The sequence below is a fragment of the Nocardiopsis sp. NPDC055824 genome (assembly GCF_053616335.1).
Map to the genome: position 1 here is coordinate 1 of NZ_JBSHDN010000008.1, position 21075 is coordinate 21075.

Below are 21075 nucleotides of genomic sequence, written 5' to 3' on the forward strand. Positions count from 1 at the left end.
GGACGGGCCACGGGCGGCGTGTGGGGCCCGCGGGGGAGGGGCGCCCCCTTCCCCGCGGACCCGGGACCGGTCAGGCCACCGGCTCCTCGTCGCGCTCCCGGACGGCGCCGTCCCCGTCCTCGCCCGGGGGGCGGCTCGGGGCGACGATGCCCTGCTCGACCGCCATCTCGCGCAGCAGCGGGTGCGTGGTCCACAGCGTCGGCAGCATGACCAGGCCCACGGGGACCGCGGTCACCACGATGAAGGACTGCAGGGCCTGGATGCCGCCGTCCCCCACCAGGAGCAGCGCGACCGCGGCCAGGCCCATGCCCACGCACCAGAACGCGCGGACCAGGCCCGAGGGCTCGCCCGCGTGCATGCTGGAGACCGAGATGGCGTAGGACATCGAGTCGAGCGTGGAGGCCAGGAAGATCAGCGCCACGAGCACCATCAGCACGCCCAGCGCCCCCGTCAGCGGCAGCGCCTCCAGGATGGCCAGTGCCGCGGCGGGCAGGCCGTCCTCGTTGTAGGGGCCCGTGATCGTTCCGGGCGAGCGCTGCTCCAGCCAGATGCCGGTCCCGCCCAGGGCGGTGAACCAGCCCATGGTCACCACCGAGGGCACCACCGTCGCGCCGACGTAGATGTCGCGCACGGTGCGGCCCCGCGAGATGCGGGCGAAGAAGACCGCCATCATGGGTCCGAAGCCCAGGAACCAGCCGAAGAAGAACAGCGTCCAGTACCCGAGCCACTGCTCGTCGCCCCCGTACAGGGCCATCGGCAGGAACTCCTGCGCGTGCACGACGCTCGCCTGCACGAACAGGTCCAGGACGAAGGGCAGGGAGGCCATGCCGACGATGGCGGCGATGAGGGCCAGGGCCACCCAGACGTTGGCCCGGCTCAGCAGTTGGATGCCCTTGTGCAGGCCGCTCAGCACCGACACCGCGGACACGGCGGTCAGGCCCAGGATGATCAGGGCCTGGACGGGATAGGTGTCGGGCAGCCCGAACAACCGGCTGCAGATGTAGGAGATCTGCAGGCCCAGGAAGCCGATGGGCCCCACGGTCCCGGCGATCACGGCGATCACGCAGCTGATGTCGGCGACCGCGCCGATCCAGTGCGTGCGCACCCGCTCGCCCATGAGCGGCCACAGCAGGGTGCGCGGGCGCAGGGGCATGCCCTTCTCCACCCCGCGCATCATGACCAGGGTGGCCAGCGCGCCGCCGATCGCCCAGCCGATGAAGCCCCAGTGGACGAAGCTCTGCGCCAGCGCGTAGGCCGCGCCCTCCGGCCCGCCCGCCAGGTCGGCGTACTGCGGGGGCGGGGAGGCGTAGTGGGCGATGGGCTCGGCCGCCGCCCAGAACACCCCTCCCGCGGCCAGCAGGGTGGTGACGATCATCGCGATCCAGGTGAACCTGCCGAACTCCGGCGAGGAGGTTCCGCCCATGCGGACCCTGCCGTAGCGGGAGAAGGCCAGGATCGTCATCACGACGAAGGTGGCCAGCATCAGGAGCTGCCAGTAGGCGCCGAACCAGCGCGCGGACCAGACGAAGGCCGCGTCGACGACGGCCCCCACCGCACCGGGGGAGGCCAAGGACGCGGTGACGAAGACGACCATGAAGACGCTGGTCACGCCCATGACCCAGGGATCGGAACGTCTGCCTCGCGCGGACGCGCGTGAGCGCAGAGTGGAGAACATGGAGTAGAGGAAGCCCCTCGAATGGAAGCACCGGCCGGGACACGCCGCGGCCGGCATCTGAAGGCCCGTGGCTGCGCGCGGAGGCCGCCGGGAACGACGCCCGGTCTCACTGCCGGCGCAAGAGGTGCTGCACGGGGCCGGCGGGGAGCCGAGAACGGTCCCGCCGGGTCGCCGACGGGCACGGGCGGGAGGGGACGAGGGGAAGACCCCGGGGCCCGTGTCCGCCGGCGCGACGACGACTGTCCACATTACCGCAGGCCCCGGTGTCGGCCCGTGTGAGGGCGGACACGGTCGGACGGGTGTCCGCCGACTCTCCTCCACCGGGAGGAGCCGGCCCGCCGGCTTCGGCGCAGCCGGGCCGACAGCGCGCGGCCCCGGCCGCCCGTCCCGGCGGTCGCCCGGTGCCTCATGCGGGCCCCGTGCCCTCCGCCTCGACCATCGCCACCAGTCTCGTCAGTCCCTCCTCGAACTCCGCGTCCCAGTCGACCGGCAGGTCCAGCACCTCTCCCAGGCGGTGGTGCGCCGGCAGCTCCCGGGGGCCCAGGCGCTCACGCCGCTCCCGGGTCCCGAGGTTCCCCTCCCCGAAGCGGCCGCTCACCTCCGAGACGGCGAAGCCCAGCACGAACGTGCTGAACATCCGCTCCCAGCCCGCCACCCGCTCGTGGGGGATCCCCGCGTCCATGAGGGCGCCGTACAGGGGATCCACCACGCGCATCGCCTCCGGTAGCACCACGGGCCTGTTCAGGAGCACCGAGAACGTTCGCGGGTACCGGTGCGCCGCGGCTCTGGCCCCACGGGCGCACGCGAGCAGCCGCTCGCGCCAGTCCGCCTCCGGATCGGGCAGGGGCACCTCTTGCAGGACTCGGCCGACCAGCCAGTCCAACAACTCGTCCTTGCTCGCGAAGTACCCGTACAGGGCCATCGGCGTCAAGCCGACCTCGGCCCCGATCGCACGCATCGACATGGCTGCGAGACCTCCGTTCTCGGCGATGCGCAGAGCGGCGGAGAGGATCTCTTCCCGTCTTTCTTGATTTATCTTTCCCATGGCCATACTTTACGCCATAGACAATGTTTCTATACACCGAACAGAATGGGTGGTCGTGGCATGTTGGAGGCATTAGGTCTGGTGAAGGGGTACGGGCCGGTCAACGCTCTGGACGATTTCACCCTGGCCGCCCGGCCGGGTGAGATCGTCGGACTCGTCGGGCACAACGGGGCCGGTAAGACCACCTTCGCCAACATCGTCTCCGGGCTTCTGCGCCCCGACGGCGGGCGGGTCCTCGTCGACGGAAAGGCCCCCGGCGCCGCACGCCGCCTCCTCGGGCTCGCACCCCAGCACATCGCGCTGTACCCGACGGTCACCCCCCGTGAGACCCTGCGGCTGTTCGGGGGACTGCAGGGGTTGCGCCGGCGTGAGCTCGGCCGGGCCGTCACCGAGATCGCCGAGGCCCTCCGGATCACCGACTTCCTCGACCGCAGGGTCGGGGTCCTCTCCGGCGGCCAGCAGCGCCGGGTCCAGGCCGCCGCCGCCATGGTCCACAGGCCCGCGCTCCTCCTCCTGGACGAACCCACCGCGGGTGTGGATCCCGAGACCCGCCAGTCCCTGTCGGAGGTCGTACGCGACCACGCCCGGACCGGGGCGGCGGTCGTCTACACCACCCATTACCTTCCCGAGCTCACCGACCTGGGGGCCAGCATCGCCGTCGCCCGCCACGGGCGGGTCATCGCCAGGGGCGAGGCCGGTGAGCTGCTCCACGGACTCCCCGGAGAGGTCCGCCTCACCTTCGACGACGAGGAGATGCGCGTCCCCACGACCGATCCCGCCGCCACCCTGGCCACGATGCTGGTCGAGGCCACCAAGCCCGTGCGTTCGGTGGACCTGAGCCGGCCCACCCTCGACGATCTCTACCGGGCGGTGGTCCGTGCGCACTGACCTTCCCCGCCGCCTGGCCCTGTTGGTCGGCCACAACACCACACTCCGGTTGCGCGACCCAGGCCACCTGATCAGCTACCTGGTCATGCCGATGGTGCTCATGCTCGTCTTCAGCCCGCTCTACAGGGCCGCGCTTCCCCGGGGCGGTGAGGCCCAAGCGGTCATCGGCATGCTGGTGATGTTCTCCGTGCTCTCCCTGTCCGTCGTGGGCACCGCCTTGCTGACCGAACGCACATGGCGCACCTGGAACCGGATGCGGGTCACCCCGGTCTCGGTCGTGGAGATGCTCATCGGCAAGGCGCTGCCCGTCTTCGTGCTGCTGGTCGTGCAACAGACGATCCTCATCGTCTTCGGGGCCCAGGTCGTGGACATGCCCGTCGCCGGCTCCTTCGCGCTGATCCTGTCGGCGGTCTGCGTGTGGTCCTTCGCCCTGCTGGCCATCGGCGTGGCCCTGGCCGGCGTGGTGCGCAGCCACGGAGAGCTCGCGGCCGTCTGCGACGTCGGTGCGCTGACGGTGAGCGCGTTGGGCGGAGCTCTGACCCCGATCGCGATGATGCCCGCCTGGGCTCAGGCCGTCGCGCCCGCCTCCCCCGGCTACTGGGCGGTGACCATGCTCAAGGCCGCGGTCGCGGGGGAGGCCGACGCCGTCGCGCGGGCGGCGCTCGTCCTCGTCGCGGTCGGAGCGGTGGCGGGCGTGCTGGCCTGCATCCGCATCGGCCGGGGTCTGAAGGAACTCCAGGGGTAGAGGCGCGCCTCACCGTCGCGGCCCCTCAGGGGAGGGGGCGCGCGACCGGTCCCACCGCCGGCGCGAGAGGCGCCGCACGGGACCGGCGGGCAGCCGGGACCGGTCCGCCGGGCCGCCGACGGAGAAGGGGGCGAGGGGAGAGTCCCCGAGGGCCTGCCGCGGGGCCGCGGGGGCCCGCGGCACGCGTGCGCCGCCCCCGCGGACCGCGCGGGACATCGACGTGCCGCTGCGCCACCCCGAACGCCGTACCCGGCGCCGCCTGCGACAATAGGGACATGCCGTCCATCTCTCCGTTCCCGGGGCGCACCGCCCGTGCCCACCGGGAGCGGTCGCGCCGCCGCGCCCGCCACGGTGCTCTCCGGGCGATCCCGCCGGGGAAGCGCCCCGCGATCGGCACCGCGACCCCTCGGCGCCGTGCCGCCCGGCGGGTGCTTCCGGCGGGCGGCGGGGCGTGCCGCCCGTGAGCGCGACCGGGGCGGACCCGTCCGGACGCCGTCCGCCCTCCGGGTCGCCCCCGCCCCCCGGTGAGGGCGCGGGCCTGGGGGCCTGGCGGCGTGAGCCGAGCACCCTGGTGAAGCAGGCCGCCCCGCTCCCGGGGGGCGCTGACGCGCCCTTCGTCATCATCGCGGAGTCGCACGTCCCGGGCGCCCCCGCGGAGTGGGAGCCGCACGCCCACCCCGCGCACGAGCTCGTGTGGGTGCGCTGCGGGGCCGTGACCGCCCGTGTCGGCGACCGCGTGTTCACCGTCTCCGAGGGGTGCGGGCTGTGGGTGCCCACGGGGGAGGTGCACGCCGGCCGGCTGACGGCCAGGGCCGAACTCCACACCGCCTTCTTCGCCCCGGACCGCACACCGGTCGCCTTCGAGGGCCCGACGGCCATCGCGATGACCCCGGTGCTGGAGTCCCTGCTCCTGCACCTGGCCCGCACCGACATCGACGCCGGGGCGCGGGCACGGGCCGAGGCGGTCGTGTTCGACGTGCTGGAGCCCTCGCGCCCCCAACCCGCCCTGCAGCTGCCGGGCGACCCCCGGGCCGACGTGATCGCCGAGGCCCTGCTGCGCGATCCCGCCGACGACCGCTCCCTGGAGGAGTGGGCGCGCGACCTGGGGGTCAGCCCCCGCACGATCAGCCGCGCCTTCCGCACCGCCACCGGGCTGTCGTTCGCGCAGTGGCGACAGTCACTGCGCATCCACCGGGCGCTCACGCTGCTCAGCGAGGGGTGCGAGGTGCAGGACGCCTCCGAGCGCCTCGGGTACGCCCAGACCAGCACGTTCATCGACGCCTTCCGGCGTGTGATGGGCACCACCCCGGGGACGTACTTCGACACGCCCCGCGCGACCGCTGACCGGAATTCCGTATCCGGAGTCCGGAAGTCCTGATTGCAGCCTCGGAGCAGCCGTACCTATCCTGAGTGAGTGAAGGCTAACCTAATCTCCTCCTCGGGCGGGCTCGCGTGCGCACGGCCGAAACCGCTGCTCACGGGGCCCGCGCACACCGCCCCCGGCGCCGCCCGAGCCCTGCCGCGGCCCTCCTCCACCGCGGCCGCCGGGAACCCGGCGCGCGCGACGCGCACAGCGCCGTGACGCGCGCACACGCCCTGAGCGGGGAACAGCTGGTCCTGAGCTACGGCAGGTCCACGGTCGTCCACGGAGCCTCCCTCACCCTGGAGGCAGGCCGCGTGACCGCCCTGGTCGGACCCAACGGCAGCGGCAAGTCGACGCTCCTGCGCTCGCTCGCCCGACTCCACCGCGTCGACGACGGCCACGTCACCCTCGGCGGCCGCGACGGGCAGCCCGAGCGCCCGGTGTCCCTGCTCAGCGCACGCCGCTTCGCCAGGGAGGTCACCCTCTTCTCCCAGTCCCGCCCCACCCCCGAGGGACTGGCGGTCAGCGAGGTCGTCGCCTTCGGACGCCACCCCTACCGGCGCGGCTTCGCCGGCCTCTCCGCCGAGGACCGCCGCGCGATCGACCACGCCATGAGCGCCACCGGCGTGCGGGACATGGCCGACCGGGCCGCCGGAGAGCTCTCCGGCGGGGAGATGCAGCGCGTCTGGCTCGCCGCCTGCCTGGCCCAGAACACCGGCGTCGTCCTGCTCGACGAGCCCACCAACCACCTCGACCTGCGCTACCAGATCGAGACCCTCGACCTGATCCGCGACCTCGCCGAGGACCACGGCGTCGCCGTCGGCGTCGTCCTGCACGACCTCGACCACGCGGCCCGCATCGCCGACACGCTGCTCCTGCTGAGCGCCGGCCGCGTCCGCGCCGCGGGCGACCCGGCCGAGGTCCTCACCACCCCGAACCTCAGCGAGGTCTACGGCATCCGGGTCGAGGTCGTCCAGGACCCCCGGACCGGTCGGCTCCGCATCGACCCCGTGGGCCGGCACACGGCCCGCGCCCGCACCACCGCCTCGGACCACCCGAGCACACAGGAACAGAGCAGAGAGAACCACCGATGACCCGTCTCCGCCACCTCGCGGCCGCGGCCTCCGCCGCCGCCGTCCTCGCCGCAACAGCATGCGGCACCACCAGCGTCGAGGAGGCCGAACCCGAGGCCGTCGCCGCACCCGCCTCCGAGAGCTGCGCCGACGACACCACGGCCACCTCCACCGACCCGGTCTCCCTCACCGACGGCGTCGGCCGGCAGGTCGAGCTCGACAAGCCCGCCGAACGCATCGCCGTCCTGGAATGGCAGCAGGTCGAGGACGCCCTCACCCTGTGCGTCACCCCCGTGGCCGTCTCCGACACCGAGGGCTACAGCACCTGGGTGAGCGCCGAGGAACTGCCCGAGGGCGTCACCGACATCGGCAGCCGCGAGGAACCCGACCTCGACACCCTCTACGCGCAGAACCCCGACCTGGTCGTCGTGGAGGCCTTCAGCGCCGACGACGAGATCATCGCCCAGCTCGAGGAGCGCGGCGTGCCCGTCCTCGCCACCCTGGGCGCCGACCCGGCCGACCCCATCGGGAACATGCGCGAGGTCTTCGGGATGATCGGCGAGGCCACCGGCCGCACCGAGCGCGCCGAGCAGGAGCTCCAGAGGTTCGACGACCACCTCGCCGACGCCAAGGAGCAGGTGGCCGCCCTCGACCTGCCCACCACGGACTTCCTCTACTTCGACGGATGGCTCCAGGGCGGCAACCTCACCATCCGCCCCTACGGCGAGGGCGCGCTGTTCACCGCGCTCGGCGAAGAGCTCGGCATGACCCCCGTCTGGACGGACGAGATCAACGAGGCCTACGGCGACGGCGGCGTCAACCCCTCCTACGGCCTCGCGCAGACCGACGTCGAGGGCCTCACCGCCGTGGGCGAGGCCAACCTCTTCTACGCCAACGACGAAGGCGTCGGCGGCTACGTCGAGGAGCTGGAGAAGAACCCCATCTGGACCTCCCTCCCCGCCGTCGAGGAGGAGCGCGCGCACGCCTTCCCCCCGCGGATCTGGGGCGCCGGCGGCCCGCGCTCGACGGAGCAGGCGATCGACGGCTTCGTCGACGCGCTCACCCAGGGATGAGCGGAACACTCCAGGCCCCGCCCCGGCGGTCCCCGCTGCCGCGCGTCGGCATGCGCGGCGGCACCGCCGGGGCGGCGGTCGCCGCGACCCTCACCGCCGCGATCCTCGCCGTCGGCCTGTGGCACCTCACCCAGGGCACCTCCGGCGTGGGCTGGTGGGACCTGGCGCGCTACGCGCTCGGCGAGCGCGAGGACGTCGACGGGGTGCCGGTCGGCCACGTGCTCACCGGCTCGCGCCTCCCGCGCCTGTTCGCCGGCGTGGCCGTGGGCTTCGCCCTCGGCGCCGCCGGAGCACTGCTGCAGTCGGTCACACGCAACGCGCTCGCCTCACCCGACACCCTCGCCGTCACGGCCGGTTCCTACTTCGCGCTCACCGCCGTCGCCGCCTTCGGCCTCGCCGTCCCGCTGTGGGCCTCCGGCCTGGTCGCCTTCACCGGCGGCCTGCTCGCCGCCGCCCTCGTCCTGGGACTCGCCGGCCACGCCGCCGGAACGGCCACGACGCGGCTCATCCTGGCCGGCTCGGCCATGGCGATGGCCCTGGACGCGGCCACCGCCATGATGCTCATCCTGTTCAAGGAGAACACCACCGGCCTCTACGCCTGGGGGAACGGCTCCCTCGTCCAGCTCAACATCGACGCGTCCCTGCGCGCCATGCCGGTCATCGTCGCGGTGCTGGCCGTCGCGCTGCTGCTGAGCCGGCGGCTGGACGTGCTCGGCCTGGGCGACGACACCGCCGCGTCGCTCGGCGTGCCCCTGCGCTCGACCCGGACCATCGCGGTGCTCTGCGCCGTGCTCCTCACCGGGGTCTCCGTCACGCTGGCCGGACCGATCGCCTTCATCGGCCTGGGCGCCCCCGTGCTCGCGCGCCTGATCGCCGGACGGATCCCCTCCCTGCGCCGCCACCTCCTCCTCGTCACCGTCTCCGGCCTCCTCGGCGCACTCCTGGTCCTGTTCGCCGACGCCTCCCTGCGCGCCGTGCTCGGCGCCGAGGGCGCCGCCTCCATCCCCACGGGCGTGCCCACGGCCGTGCTCGGCGGCCTCCTCATCGTCGTCCTCGCCCTGCGCCTGCGCGACGCGGGCCCCGTCCGCCGGCCGCCCGGCGCACGGACCGGGACGCGCACCCGCCGACGCTTCCTCGGCGTCCTCCTCACCGCGGCGGTCCTGCTCGTCGCGGCCGTCCTCGTCGGCGTGCTCGCCGGCAGCCTGTGGCTGCGCACCGGCGACATCGCCCTCTGGCTCCAGGGAACCGCCCCCGACCTCATCGGCCGCGCCCTCGACGAACGGGTCCCCCGCGTGGCCGCCGCCGTCCTCGCCGGAGCGGCGCTCGCCCTGGCGGGCAGCCTCGTCCAGAGCACCGTGCGCAACCCCCTCGCGGAACCTGGCCTGCTCGGCATCACCGCCGGCGCGGGCCTGGGCGCGGTCATCGTCGTGACCTCCGCCGCGGGCAGCGGCCTGCCCTCCCTCGTCACCATGGCGATCCTCACCGGCCTGGCCACCTTCGCCGTGATCGCCGCCCTGGCCTGGAGGGGCGCACTGCGCCCGGACCGGTTCGTCCTCATCGGCATCGGGCTCGGCTACAGCCTCAGCGCCCTCACCACGTTCCTCCTCCTGCGCGCCGACCCCTGGCAGACCCCGCGCATCTTCACGTGGCTCTCCGGGACGACGTACGGGCGCACCTTCCCCGACGTCGTACCGGTCGCCGTGGTGCTCCTGGTCGCGGCGCCGCTGGTCATCGGCCTGGCCCGCCACCTCGACCTGATCGCCGTCGACGAGGACACCCCCCGCATCCTCGGCATGCGGGTGGGGCGGACGCGGCTGGCGCTGCTCAGCGTCGCCGCGCTCCTCGCGGCCGTCAGCGTGGTCGCGGTCGGGGTCGTCGGCTTCGTCGGGCTGGTGGCGCCCCACCTGGCCCGCGCACTGGTCGGCGCCCGGCACGGGCGCAGCATCCCCGTCGCGATCGTGCTGGGAGGACTGCTGGTCTGCGTCGCCGACACCCTCGGCCGCACGCTCATCGCCCCCTCCCAGATGCCGGCCGGGCTCATGATCGCCCTGGTCGGAGCCCCCTACCTCATCTGGCTGCTGCGCCGCTCCCACATCTGAGCCCCCGCAGCCCGCACCCCACGAGGAGACCCCGATGCCATCCAGCCGCCCCGACGCGCCCGCCCGCGGCGCCGTCCTCCCGTTCGACCCCGCGGCCCGGCTCGCGCAGCTGGAGCGGATCGCGCCCGGCCCGGTCCTGGAGCGCTGGGAAGCGGTCGACCGCTCGAACCACGCGCCCCGGATCGTGGCCGTCCCCGACGCCGCAGGAGAGGGCTGGGCCGGCGCCGCGCTGGTGACCGCGCGCCCGCAGACCGCCTACACCAAGATCGTCGACGCCGTCGGCGACGTCCCCGCCGCCGTGGAGGCGGTCCTCGCCCACGCCCGCGACCAAGGGCTCGTGCAGGTCAAGTGGGAGGGATGGACGGCCGACTCCGCCGACGCCGCCGCCCTCGGCTTCACCCCGATGGAGGCCCCGCGCGGGACGGCGGACGGCGCCGCCCGCCCGCCCGCGGGCTACGTGCGCTGGCTGGACGGGGGCGGTGACGGGACGGCGGAGCCTCCGTACCACCGCCAGTCCACGAACTTCACCTGCGGCGCCGTCGTCGCCTTGCTCGCCCAGGTCCAGGCGGGGGCGGCGCCCCGCGACTCCCTCGACCGCACGGCGGAGCTCACGCTGTGGCGCGGCGCCACCAACTTCCCCGCCTGCGAACCCGTCGGACTGGGCGTCGCCGTGCGCCGGACCTGGCCGGCCTCGCCCGTCACCGTCTTCCTCGACACGGACCGGTCCGTCCTCCTCGACTCCTACACCGAGGCCGAACAGGAGTGGCGCGCCCTCCTCCAGCAGGCGTCGCGGACGGACGCGGCCCGGGCCGGGGTCCCGATCGACCCGCACCGCCTCACCCTGCCCGAGCTCCGCGGCGCGATCGACCGGGGCGACCGCGTCCTGCTCCTGCTCTCCCTGGCCGTGATGCTGGGCTTCGACGTGCCGCACTGGGTCCTCTGCCACGGCGCCGTACCCGGCGCCGTCGTGATCGAGGACCCGTGGACCAACGACACCACGGGCGACACCTGGGTCGACGCCCACCTGCTGCCCGTGCCCGACGCCGCGCTCGACGCGATGGCGGCGGTGGAGCGGGGCGGCCACCGCGGCGCCGTGGTCATCGGAGCGCCTGAGGCGGCGGGGTAGCTCGTCCGTACCGTGATCGAGCTGTCCTGGTGCGGGAAATCTATGGAGGGCGGGGAAGCCGCGGTGATCATCCCTCGACGCGGTAGGCGCGGGCCTGGATCCCGTACAGCTCGGCGTAGCGTCCGCCGAGCTCCATGAGCTCGGCATGGGTGCCCTGCTCGATCACCCGCGCCCCGTCCATGACGACGACGAGGTCGGCCGTGCGCACGGTGGAGAAGCGGTGCGAGACCAGGAGCGTGACGCGGCCCCGGTCCTTGAGGGCTCGGGCGCGCTCCGCGTACCGCTCGAACAGCAGGTGCTCGGTCTCGGGGTCAAGGGCGGAGGCGGGCTCGTCCAGGAGCAGGAGCAGAGGTTGGTCGCGCATGTAGCCGCGGGCGAGCGCGACCTTCTGCCACTGCCCCTCGGACAGCTCGGCCCCACCGGCCCAGGCGCTGCCGAGCTGGGTGTCCAGCCCCCGGTCGAGCCGGTCGACCAGGGCGCCGGCGTCGGCGCGCTCGACCGCCCGGTCCACGGCCCCGCCCTCCCCGGCCCTGGCCAGGTCGCCCACCCCGATGGACAGGCGCAGCGGGTACTCGAAGCGGGCGAAGTCCTGGAAGGCGCCCGAGAGCCGTTCGCGCCACGCGTCGGCAGGCATGTCGGCCAGGGGGACCCCGTCGACCAGGATCCTGCCGGAGTCGGGCTCGTACATCTTCGCCAGGAGCTTGACCAGCGTGGACTTGCCCGCTCCGTTCTCGCCGACGACGGCGACCACGGCCCCTGCCGGCAGGTGGAGCGTGACGTCCTCCAGAACCCGCCGGTTCGTCCCGGGGTAGGTGAACGAGACCGTGTCCAGGGTGATGCCGGAGCGCATCCGTTCCGGCGGAGGGGTCGGGCTCCGTTCGGCCGCCATGGAGGACAGCTCCTCGAGCCACAGCAGGCGGCGTCCTCCCTCCAGCCAGATCGTGCGGAGGAAGTGGACCTGGCTGAGAGCCTGGCCGAGGTACTGGGCCAGACGGCCGCCTGCGGTGAGGAGGAGGACGACCTCGGCCGCCGAGCCGCCGTTCAGCGCCACCCCGGCGACGGAGCCCGCGAACGCGCAGCCGAAGACCGTGAGCGCCGCCGTCTGCCACAGCGTGGTCGTCCAGCGGGCCCGGGCCATGGCACGGTGCCGTGCGGCCCAAGCCTGGTGGCGCCCTCGACGGACCCGTTCCCCGGCGCGGGCGACACGCAGCTCACGCCCGGGGGAGGCGTTCGTGCCCAGCAGGAAGAAGTGCCGTGCCAGGCGCTCGTGGTGTCCGAGCCTCTCCTCCAGTGCGTGCTCCACCCCTCCCCGCCAGTGGGAGACCACGGCGGTGGGCACCGCGAAGAGTCCCAGCAGTCCCAGCAGGGGATGGACGGTCATCAGCAGGGCCATGGTCAGGATCAGGCGCAGGACGGCGCCGACCACCTGGAACAGCTCCTGGTAGACCTCGCTCAACGTGTCCGCGTGGTCGCGGACGAGCTGGACCCGGTCGACGTAGGAGGGGCGTTCGTGGTGCTCCAGGGAGGGGACGCTGCTCTGGAGCCGGACCACGTGCGCTTCCATGAACACGGCCGTGCGGTCGGCGAAGCGGCGGTTGGCCCGCTCGCTCAGCAGGCGCAGCAGCCAGCTCATGACCGCCAGCGCGCCCAGGAGCACGGCGGCGGAGATCACGCCGACCTGCTCCCCGGACAGCACCGCGTCCGCGAGCAGGGCCAGGGCGGCGGCGATCAGGACGTCGGGGAGGGAGGCGGCGATCGTCGTGGCGAACGCGACGGCGATAAGTCCGGGGGAGGCGGTCCAGCCCAGGCGCAGCGTGCGGCCCAGGCCCCGCCAGGACGAGGGCAGGGGGTGGTCCTCAGCCGGCACTGTCGGCTCCGTCCTGATCTTCGTCGAACCGTGCGGCCTGGAGCTGGAAGAGCCGCTTGTAGGCGCCCCCGAGGGCCATGAGTTCGTCGTGGCTCCCGAGCTCCACGACCCTGCCCCGGTCCACGACGCAGATCCGGTCGGCGCGCCGGACCGTGGAGAAGCGGTGGGAGATGAGCACGGTCGTGCACCCCCGGGTGGCCTCCAGGACGCGGTCGAAGACCTCGGCCTCGCCGCGTACGTCCAACTGGGCCGTGGGCTCGTCGAGGACGACCACTCCGGCTCCCGTGCGCACGGAGCACAGGACCCGGGCGAGGGCGACGCGTTGCCACTGCCCTCCGGAGAGGTCGGTGCCGTTCTCGTATCCGGGGGAGAGGACCCGGTCGAGGTGGCGCAGGTCCGCGGCGCCGGCCGCGGCCAGGGACTCGAGGACATCCTCGGGTGTGGCGCCCGGGGCGGCCACGTTGTCCGCGAGCGAGAGCTCGTAGCGGATGAAGTCCTGGAAGACCGCGCTGATCCGGCGGCGCCACGACTCCAGGTCCAGGTCCCGGAGATCGGTGCCGTTGACCTCGACCGTTCCCGAGACCGGATCGTAGAGGCGGCACAGGAGCTTGACCAGGGTCGACTTCCCGGCGCCGTTCACCCCGACCACGGCCAGCGAGCTCCCGGCCGGAACGGTGAGGTCCAGGCCGTCGAGGACCGGCGCGGACATGCCCGGATAGGCGAAGGTCACGTCCCGGAACCTGATCTCCGCCGCCGGCATCCCCTCGGCCGGGGCCCCTCCGGAGACCACGCTGCGCGCTTCGGCGCTCGACGACATCGTCCTCTCCACGCGCAGCACCGACGCGACCCCGTCGGCGGCCAGGGACAGGGCCCAGTTCAACCCGCCGAAGGCCAGTGCGCCGGCCCCCACCGCCGCGTAGGCGAAGGTGCTCACCTGGCCCAGGTCGACGGCGCCCGAGGCGGCGTCCCGTCCCAGGGACCAGAAGAAGAGTCCTCCCGACACCGTCAGGACCACCACGGCCCAGCGCATGGGCTTCTGCCGCAGCCGGGTGGTGTGCCACCGCAGCTCGACCAGGGTCCGGCGTTCCGAGGCGAAGCTGTCCGTCAGCCAGCTAGCGAGGCCGAACAGTCGGATCTCCTTGGCGGCGGGGGAGTCCACCGCCAGCCGGTAGGAGTACTCGGCGCGGCGCTGGGCGTCCAGGACCTCCCCCGTGTGGCGGTCCCACCGGGTGCTCTCGCGGAGCAGCCAGTGGGTGGAGAGCCAGGCGCCTCCCACCAGGAGCGGCGCCCACCACGCGTAGGCGGCCAGGACCACCGCCTGCGCCAGGCCGGAGACCGCCTCCACCAGGCCGCCGGCGATGAAGCCCATCGACAGGTGCAGGGGCGGACCGGTCATGCCGAGGTCGAAGTCCCGGGCAGCGGCCAGCTCGTCCATGTGCGCACGGTTCTCCAGGTGCGCGACCCCTTCGGGGGCGCCCGCGGCGACGAGCAGCCGATCGTGCAGACGGTCGGAGACGTGCTCTCCCAGGAGGGAGCCGACCTGGGTGTGCAGGGGTGTCAGGAGCTGCATCAGGACGAAGACGGCGCCGATCAGGAGCAGCGGTGCCACCAGAGGTGCGCCGTCGGCGATGGCGCCGACGAGTGCTCCGACCGCCACGACGAAGCCGGCGGGAAGAACGCCCTGAAGAAGGATCAGCGCCCACCACAGGGCGGTCAACCCGGGGTGCGACTTCCACAGGGTGCCGAAGAAGACCCATTCCCTCCGCGCCTTGAGCAGGGACAGCGGATTGCTCCTCCCGGGGCGCACCACTTCTTCGGTGTCAGGGGTGTGCACCCTGTGCACCAGCCTTTCTCTCGGTGGATCGTGATTCACGAGAAGATCGCTCGGTGCGACTGCCGGATGATGGAATGAAGGCATCAGGGAATGCCCAGCTGCAATGGCTCGGCGATGTGGAACCTACCTTCGCCCTTGCCGGGAGGTCAACTCCATTCCGAGGGAAAGGCTGCTTCGGGAGTGCTTCCACCAGGCGGTTGATCAGATCTGAATTTTCCGCAGCACCGTTGTGGCTATCCGTTCATCGGTGGGTTTTTCTCACGTCTTCGGGGCGGGGAAAGGCGGGGCGTCGCAGGAGGAGCAGGGCGGCGGCTGCGGTGATCTCCGGATGCGCCAGGGGTCGGACCGGTGCGGTGGGGGCCGGATGGCCTCGGGAGATATTGTCGTGGTCGGCGTGGTGGAGCAGTTCGACGGCGAGTTCGCGCACGACCCGACCACCTGATCCGAACAGGTACGCGCGGTCGACCACGACGCCACGCTCGAGAACGAGCCCGGTGAGGCCGGTGTCAGGGAAACACCGGATTTCGACCGGACCGCGGACAGGACCCGGGTCGGCCAGATCGGACCCGGGCCGGCGACCCCGAGGAATGCACCCGCATGACAAGCAGTGCTCAGCAGCTGATCGACACGGCACGTCCCGCACCGCCGGCCGCCCCGTTCGACTGGGGACAGGTCAGGCGCCGGCTCGGGGCGCCCGTGCCGCAGGACTACCGCGAGCTTCTCGACGCCGGGGGCGGCGGGCTCTGGCTCGGTTACGTGAGGCTCTACGTACCGGCGCCCGGCCCCGGTCTCCAGCACGTCGATCTCGAACGATCGGCGCTGGAGTTCGACCAGCTCCAGGACCTGTTCGAGGACGAGGTCGTGGGGCGGCCCGACGATCTCCACCCCGGTTCCAGGCTGCTGCCCTGGGCCTCGACCGGCACGGGGGTCACGCTCTACTGGCAGGTCTCGCCCGGGACGGCGGCCGAGGCGTACCCGATCCGGGTCTCGGACCGCAACGGCGACGTGTGGGAGAGGCACGACCTGCCCGCCACTGACCTCCTCCTGGGACTCGTCCGGGGTGAGGTGCGCGGTGAGCTGCTCGACGGGTCGGGGACGGAACGCGACGCGCTCTTCACGCCCTACGCCGAGGAAGGGGCGCAAGGTGGGTGACGGGCTGCTCACCGGGGTTCTCCCGCCCCGTCCCCCGGTGTGGTGATTCGCCTGCGACCGGCGGTGTGGCCCGCCCCGGGGCATCCGGCCCGAGCCCTGGTGCGTCACCGGGATCACCGCGGCCGCGCCCTCCTCCTGCTCCACCTGCAACGGCTCCACCCATACGACGTGAGAAAACCCCGGTGGGGCCCCGCTCGCACGAGGCCCCATGACGGGGTCAGACGGTGAGGACGAGCTTGCCCCGGAGGTGGCCGCCCTCGAGCAGTCGGTGCGCGTCGGCGACGCGCTCGAAGGGGAACGTCTCCTGCACGTGGACCCGGAGCCTGCCCTGCTCGACGAGGTCGACCAGACCCCGCAGGGCGACCGGGTCGGGGTCGACCGCGATGCCGCTGAAGCGCATGCCGGCCGCCTCGTACTCGGCGGCGAGCCGCACGTCCCGCATGGCGGCCGCCGTCACCAGGTGCCCGCCGGGCCGGAGCACTCCGAGCGACCTCTCGGCGATCTCGCCGCCGATCGTGTCGAGTACGACGTCGATGTCGCTGACCGCCTCGGTGAAGTCGACCGCCGTGTAGTCGATCACCTCATCGGCGCCGAACCCCTCGACGAACTGCCGCTTGCTCCCGCCGGCGGTCGTGGTCACGTGCGCGCCGAGCGCTTTGGCGATCTGGATCGCTACGTGGCCGATCCCGCCGCCACCGCCGTGGACCAGGACGCGGTCGCCCTCGGTCACGCCGCCGAGGTCGACCAGACCCTGCCACGCCGTGAGTCCGACGGTCGGCAGCGCCGCCGCCTCGACGTGCGAGAGCGAGGCCGGCTTGCGTGCCAGGTGCAGCGCCGGCACGGACACGACCTCGGCGTACGCGCTCGCCGCCCGCGGAAACAGCGGCATTCCGAACACTTCGTCGCCGGGCTTGAACCGCCACGTCTGAGGCGCCTCCCCGACCACGCCGCTGATGTCCCAGCCGAGGGTGAACGGCGGCCGGCCGAACAGCGGGAACTCGCCGGCGCGCAGAAGCGCCTCCAACGGGTTCAGCCCGATCGCCTCGACGAGGACGGGGACCTCGGTCGGGAGGGGTTGTGGCTCGGGTGCGTCCACGATGGTGAGCACTTCGGGACCGCCGAGCGTCTGCTGGGTGATGACTCGCATGACTCCCCTGGATTCGTTGGAAGGGAGAGCCCAAGTTAGATTTCCGCATAGGAACCAACAGGTACCTTTGGCGCCATGAGCGGATTCGGTCCCGGTGATCTCTTCCTCGCCGACTGTCCGGGGCGTCTGGCGGTCGAGCTCATAGCCGACAAGTGGACGGTGGTCGTGCTCTACGGCCTCAGCCAGGGTCCGGTGCGCCATGGCGAGCTGGTCGAGCTGATCGGGGGCATCTCCCGCAAGGTGCTCACCCAGACACTGCGACGACTCCAGGCACACGGGCTCGTCCGCCGCCACGCCTACGCCGAGGTGCCGCCCCGCGTCGAGTACGAGCTCACCCCGCTCGGGGCGACGCTGATCGATCCGATCCGCATGCTGACCGAATGGGCGATGGAGAACGGCGACGCAGTGCTCGACGCACTCGATGCCGGTCCCGAGCCGGTCGCCCGGACCGACTGACCCGAACCCGTGTGCTCCCGTCGGCTGTCGAGCCGGGCTTGGGAGGCCCCGACCCTCGGACAGGAACGTGCGTACGGCACACGTGAAAGGCGAGAGTCGGCGCGGATTTCTCCGCGCCCGCCTGATCACCGCTGGTCGAGGACGCGGTCGCGGCCGGGAGGAGCAACCGGCCCTTCCGCACGGATCGCCGCGGCGCTATACACGTCTGAGGAGCGGATCCCGGGCCCCGCGAGGGGACGGGCGACAGGGCGTGGTGGGTCATGGACGCGGAGACCGGCGAGATCGGCGGATACCGGCTCCTGGAGGAGATCGGCCGGGGCGGCTTCGGCGTCGTCTACCGGGCCCAGGCCCCCGGCGGCGGCCCCGCGGCGGTGAAGCTCCTCCACGCCGGCGCGGGCGCGGACCCGGGCCTGAGGGAGACGTTCGCCCACGAGGTGGCGGCGGCACGCAGGGTCAGCCCGTTCTGCGTGGCACGCGTCCTGGACGCCGACCCGCACGCCGAAAGGCCCTGGATCGCCAGTGAGTTCATCGAGGGCCGCACGCTCACGCAGGAGATCGGGGCGCGGGGCCCGCGCCGCGGCGCGGACCTGCACCGCCTGGCCGTGTCCACGGCCACCGCGCTGACGGCGATCCACCGGGCCGGCGTCGCCCACCGGGACTTCAAACCGGACAACATCATGATGGCGCCGGACGGCCCCAGGGTCATCGACTTCGGGATAGCGCGCTCCTTCGAGAACACGGCCTTCCAGGCCACGGCCAAGGTCGGGACCCTGCGCTACATGGCGCCCGAACGGCTGAACGACGCCCCGTACCTGACCCCCGCGGTGGACGTCTTCTCGTGGGGCGCGGTGATGGTCTACGCGGCGAGCGGGCGGCACGCGTTCGAGGGGCGCACCCCGGTCGCCGTGATCACGAGGATCCTGACGGGCGACCCCGACTGCTCGGCAGTCCCGGAGGAACTGCGCGGACTCGTCGTCCGGTGCCTGGACAGGGAGCCCGACCGGCGACCGACCGCCCACCAGGTGCTCAACTCCCTGCTGGGACTCGGCGCGGACGACACGGACGTCGAGACCGCGCTGGTCTCGGGCAGGACCGCGGCGACCGGGGCGGCCGGGACGCTGCCGACGGAGGACATCCGCGGCGTCCCGACACTGCGGGAGACCCTGAAGCTGACGGAGGAGCTTCCGGGCCCCGGGGTGCGGCCCGGACGCCCGTACGGGTTCGCCGGCGGGTGGTACCGCTCGCTCGGCGGCTTGGCCGCGGCCTTCCACGCGGACACGGACGCCGCGTGCGAGCTGTTCGGGGACCCGGACGAACGGGCCGACCTGGCCGCGTGGATCGCGGAGCACCCGGGGGACACCGGGATCGACCCGGACCTGCTCCGCCGACAGCCGGTGGACGTCGAGCTGGCGGTCCTGCGGTTCGTCGCCCGGGTCCGATTGGACCTGCCGCCGAGGTACCGGGGGACCGACGTGGGACTGTCCGGAGCGCGGGCGACGGCCGCCGGACGGGCGGACCCGTTGGGCGACGACGTCGACCTGCCCCTGAACGCGGCCGAGGCGGCGGCCGGGTACGACTGCCGGGAACCCGGCCACCCGTGCCGCCCCGGGCAGGGGTGCGACGAGTACCGGCGCATGATCAGGGCGGCGCGGTCCGCGCTGGCCCTCTACCTCCGGGAGAGCGAGCGCTACGCCGCCGTGCTGTCCCCGGCCGAGCCCCGGTCCCGGACGGCGTTCGACCGCAGGGCGGACGGCGGCCTGTTCCTCCGGGCCGTCCTGGCCCCGGACGAGTGGCGGCGCGCGGTCGGGCGGGACCGCGACGCCCTGGACCCGTCGCTGCGGCGGCACCTGCCGCCCGAGCCGCCGACCGGGACCCCGCAGCCGGTGTGGGCGTGCCACGGGCTGGTGGTCCGTGTGCTCCGCGAACTCCTCGCCCGACTCGACTCCCGGCACCGGAAGCTGAGCGAGAGGATCGAACGGCGGGAGGCGTTCGCACTGGCGCTCAGGCGTCGGAACACGCAGCACACGTGGGCCCGCCTGATCGCGGCGGGTGCGGCGTGCCTGTTCGCCCTCCCGCTCTACTTCAGCGACGACCGGGCGGTGGACGCGGTCACGGGAATGGCGCTGACGGCGTTGCTCTGGTCGGTCTTCTTCCTGCTCGGTTACGCCCTGGTGATGATCGCCGCCGACTCCCACAAGATGCTGCACCCCCCGCCGTCGGACAGGATGAGGAAGAAGTACCGGTCCACCCGGGGATGGCGGAACAAGGCGCGCCAGGCGGAGGAGGACGCCGCTCGGCTCCGCCGGGAACTCGTGGAACTGGACGGGGTTCGCGAGCGGTTGCCCGCCTGAGGCGGCCCGGACCACTCGGGGCCCGAGCCGGCACGCGCTGCTGGAACGCGACGGCCGGGACGGTGCCGTCGCCGCGGCGGTGGACACGGTCGGAGGGACGACGAACGCGTGCTGGCGGTACACCGGGGCACCGCGGTCGTGCGTCGGGGGAGGGGCGCGTCCGAGCGGGGAGCCCGGACGCGCGGGGGCGGGGGACCGTGCCCGGGCTCAGGGCTTGCGGGCGACGCCGCCGTACTGCGCGATCTCCCCGGCAGCGCCCGCCCCGGTCGTCCCGGGCCGCCAGAACGGGACGGAGACCACGCCGGGCTCCAGCAGCTCCAGGCCCTCGAAGAAGGCGCCGATCTGCTCCGGGGTGCGCAGGTGGATGGGCTGGGCGGCGTTCTCGTTCCAGGCCCTGGCCGCCTCCACGATCTGCCGGCTGGTGTCGGTGCTGTCGCACAGGGCGAGGAAGCTGCCCGCCGGCAGGGCGTTCACGTAGGCGCGGGCCACGGCGTAGGTCCGCCCGTCGGCGGGGAAGTGGCCGAGCACGCCCATGAGGACCAGTCCGATCGGCCGGGTGAAGTCCAGGTGCTCGCGTGCCCGGGCCAGCAGCGCCTCCGGGTCGAGCAGGTCGGCGTCGAGGTAGGCGGTGGCTCCCTCCTCGGTGCTGGTCAGCAGCGCACGGGCGTGCGCGAGCACCAGGGGGTCGTTGTCGGCGTAGACGATCCTGGCCCCGGGGGCGATGGCCTGGGCGACCTCGTGGGTGTTGTTCGCGGTGGGCAGGCCGGAGCCGATGTCCAGGAACTGCCGGACGCCCTCCTCCCGGGCCAGGTGGGCGACCGCGCGGGCGAGGAACCGGCGGTCGGCGCGCATGAGCTCGACGATCTCGGGAGAGGCCTGTTCGACCTGCTCCCCGAGGGCGCGGTCCACCGGGTAGTGGTCCTTGCCGCCCAGCCAGTAGTTCATCACCCGTGCGGAGTGGGGGACGGTCGTGTCCAGGGGGACGCGGGGGGTGTTCGTCATGGGAGTGCCTTCCGGCTCGGCGGACGATCCGGGGACACGGTCGTCCTTCTCGTTCGCGCATCTTCTTCGCCGTCGGGGAAACCCTGCCACACAAGGGTTTTCGCGGCCATCACCCCGTCGGCCACGTGCGTTCGGCGTGCCTCGACACGGGACCTGGCCAGGAACCCCCTCCGTGCGCG

Annotated in this window: 17 protein-coding genes; 11 read left to right on the forward strand and 6 right to left on the reverse strand. The window is 73.3% G+C overall.

Annotated features, from left to right (window positions below; translation table 11 throughout):
• Window positions 1–70: 70 nt before the first annotated feature.
• A complete protein-coding gene (locus ACWGL3_RS03730; protein WP_267945092.1) occupies window positions 71–1675 on the reverse strand; it encodes a BCCT family transporter in 1605 nt (534 codons plus the stop codon).
• Between the two features lie 406 nt (window positions 1676–2081).
• Window positions 2082–2726 carry a TetR/AcrR family transcriptional regulator gene (locus ACWGL3_RS03735; protein ID WP_267945091.1) on the reverse strand — a complete coding sequence of 215 codons (645 nt, stop codon included), beginning with the start codon at window positions 2724–2726 and terminating at the stop codon, window positions 2082–2084.
• Window positions 2727–2765: 39 nt separating this feature from the next.
• Between ACWGL3_RS03735 and ACWGL3_RS03740 the strand changes: the two genes are divergently transcribed.
• The 7 genes from ACWGL3_RS03740 to ACWGL3_RS03770 all read left to right on the forward strand — a co-directional run bounded on the left by ACWGL3_RS03740 (window position 2766) and on the right by ACWGL3_RS03770 (window position 11087).
• Window positions 2766–3608 carry an ABC transporter ATP-binding protein gene (locus ACWGL3_RS03740; RefSeq protein ID WP_452460777.1) on the forward strand — a complete coding sequence of 281 codons (843 nt, stop codon included), beginning with the start codon at window positions 2766–2768 and terminating at the stop codon, window positions 3606–3608.
• On the forward strand, window positions 3598–4353 hold the full coding sequence (locus tag ACWGL3_RS03745) for an ABC transporter permease (protein WP_267945089.1): 756 nt from the start codon (window positions 3598–3600) through the stop codon (window positions 4351–4353). Before ACWGL3_RS03740 ends, ACWGL3_RS03745 begins: the two co-directional genes overlap by 11 nt.
• 460 nt (window positions 4354–4813) lie before the next feature.
• Window positions 4814–5731, forward strand: coding sequence for a helix-turn-helix domain-containing protein (locus ACWGL3_RS03750; protein ID WP_267945088.1), 918 nt, complete (start codon window positions 4814–4816; stop codon window positions 5729–5731).
• 200 nt (window positions 5732–5931) lie between these two features.
• On the forward strand, window positions 5932–6810 hold the full coding sequence (locus ACWGL3_RS03755; RefSeq protein WP_452460778.1) for an ABC transporter ATP-binding protein: 879 nt from the start codon (window positions 5932–5934) through the stop codon (window positions 6808–6810).
• Complete coding sequence (locus ACWGL3_RS03760; protein ID WP_267945086.1) at window positions 6807–7862, forward strand: iron-siderophore ABC transporter substrate-binding protein; 1056 nt, start codon at window positions 6807–6809, stop codon at window positions 7860–7862. Before ACWGL3_RS03755 ends, ACWGL3_RS03760 begins: the two co-directional genes overlap by 4 nt.
• Window positions 7859–9961: an iron ABC transporter permease gene (locus ACWGL3_RS03765; RefSeq protein WP_267945085.1), complete on the forward strand. Its 2103-nt coding sequence runs from the start codon at window positions 7859–7861 to the stop codon at window positions 9959–9961. The genes ACWGL3_RS03760 and ACWGL3_RS03765 overlap by 4 nt, the downstream gene beginning before the upstream one ends.
• A 34-nt stretch (window positions 9962–9995) precedes the next feature.
• Window positions 9996–11087: a peptidase C39 family protein gene (locus ACWGL3_RS03770; RefSeq protein WP_452460779.1), complete on the forward strand. Its 1092-nt coding sequence runs from the start codon at window positions 9996–9998 to the stop codon at window positions 11085–11087.
• 67 nt (window positions 11088–11154) lie between these two features.
• Here the strand turns inward: ACWGL3_RS03770 and ACWGL3_RS03775 are convergent, their stop codons facing one another.
• Both ACWGL3_RS03775 and ACWGL3_RS03780 read right to left on the reverse strand, forming a co-directional pair.
• Window positions 11155–12954 (reverse strand): ABC transporter ATP-binding protein, encoded by a 1800-nt coding sequence (locus ACWGL3_RS03775; RefSeq protein WP_452460780.1) that lies wholly within the window; start codon window positions 12952–12954, stop codon window positions 11155–11157.
• A complete protein-coding gene (locus tag ACWGL3_RS03780; protein WP_452460781.1) occupies window positions 12944–14797 on the reverse strand; it encodes an ABC transporter ATP-binding protein in 1854 nt (617 codons plus the stop codon). Before ACWGL3_RS03780 ends, ACWGL3_RS03775 begins: the two co-directional genes overlap by 11 nt.
• 238 nt (window positions 14798–15035) lie before the next feature.
• Between ACWGL3_RS03780 and ACWGL3_RS03785 the strand changes: the two genes are divergently transcribed.
• Window positions 15036–15230: a hypothetical protein gene (locus ACWGL3_RS03785; protein WP_452460782.1), complete on the forward strand. Its 195-nt coding sequence runs from the start codon at window positions 15036–15038 to the stop codon at window positions 15228–15230.
• Between the two features lie 155 nt (window positions 15231–15385).
• Window positions 15386–15940, forward strand: a complete 555-nt coding sequence (locus ACWGL3_RS03790; protein WP_452460783.1) for a hypothetical protein — start codon at window positions 15386–15388, stop codon at window positions 15938–15940.
• Window positions 15941–16157: 217 nt separating this feature from the next.
• Here ACWGL3_RS03790 and ACWGL3_RS03795 read toward each other — a convergent pair whose 3' ends face one another.
• Window positions 16158–17087 (reverse strand): NADP-dependent oxidoreductase, encoded by a 930-nt coding sequence (locus ACWGL3_RS03795; protein ID WP_452460784.1) that lies wholly within the window; start codon window positions 17085–17087, stop codon window positions 16158–16160.
• A gap of 75 nt (window positions 17088–17162) precedes the next feature.
• Between ACWGL3_RS03795 and ACWGL3_RS03800 the strand changes: the two genes are divergently transcribed.
• Both ACWGL3_RS03800 and ACWGL3_RS03805 read left to right on the forward strand, forming a co-directional pair.
• Complete coding sequence (locus ACWGL3_RS03800) at window positions 17163–17543, forward strand: winged helix-turn-helix transcriptional regulator (RefSeq protein WP_452460785.1); 381 nt, start codon at window positions 17163–17165, stop codon at window positions 17541–17543.
• Between the two features lie 260 nt (window positions 17544–17803).
• Window positions 17804–19894, forward strand: a complete 2091-nt coding sequence (locus ACWGL3_RS03805; protein WP_452460786.1) for a serine/threonine-protein kinase — start codon at window positions 17804–17806, stop codon at window positions 19892–19894.
• A 207-nt stretch (window positions 19895–20101) separates the two neighbouring features.
• Here the strand turns inward: ACWGL3_RS03805 and ACWGL3_RS03810 are convergent, their stop codons facing one another.
• Entirely contained in the window at window positions 20102–20896 is a 795-nt protein-coding gene (locus tag ACWGL3_RS03810) for an SAM-dependent methyltransferase (protein WP_267945078.1), read from the reverse strand.
• Window positions 20897–21075: the final 179 nt, after the last annotated feature.

Excerpts from the sequence above, each read along its gene's own strand:
- ACWGL3_RS03730 (WP_267945092.1), bottom strand. The coding sequence starts at position 1,675 with ATGTTCTCCACTCTGCGCTCACGCGCGTCCGCGCGAGGCAGACGTTCC.
- ACWGL3_RS03735 (WP_267945091.1), bottom strand. The coding sequence starts at position 2,726 with ATGGCCATGGGAAAGATAAATCAAGAAAGACGGGAAGAGATCCTCTCC.
- ACWGL3_RS03740 (WP_452460777.1), top strand. The coding sequence starts at position 2,766 with ATGGGTGGTCGTGGCATGTTGGAGGCATTAGGTCTGGTGAAGGGGTAC.
- ACWGL3_RS03760 (WP_267945086.1), top strand. The coding sequence starts at position 6,807 with ATGACCCGTCTCCGCCACCTCGCGGCCGCGGCCTCCGCCGCCGCCGTC.
- ACWGL3_RS03765 (WP_267945085.1), top strand. The coding sequence starts at position 7,859 with ATGAGCGGAACACTCCAGGCCCCGCCCCGGCGGTCCCCGCTGCCGCGC.
- ACWGL3_RS03770 (WP_452460779.1), top strand. The coding sequence starts at position 9,996 with ATGCCATCCAGCCGCCCCGACGCGCCCGCCCGCGGCGCCGTCCTCCCG.
- ACWGL3_RS03790 (WP_452460783.1), top strand. The coding sequence starts at position 15,386 with ATGACAAGCAGTGCTCAGCAGCTGATCGACACGGCACGTCCCGCACCG.
- ACWGL3_RS03795 (WP_452460784.1), bottom strand. The coding sequence starts at position 17,087 with ATGCGAGTCATCACCCAGCAGACGCTCGGCGGTCCCGAAGTGCTCACC.
- ACWGL3_RS03800 (WP_452460785.1), top strand. The coding sequence starts at position 17,163 with ATGAGCGGATTCGGTCCCGGTGATCTCTTCCTCGCCGACTGTCCGGGG.
- ACWGL3_RS03805 (WP_452460786.1), top strand. The coding sequence starts at position 17,804 with ATGGACGCGGAGACCGGCGAGATCGGCGGATACCGGCTCCTGGAGGAG.
- ACWGL3_RS03810 (WP_267945078.1), bottom strand. The coding sequence starts at position 20,896 with ATGACGAACACCCCCCGCGTCCCCCTGGACACGACCGTCCCCCACTCC.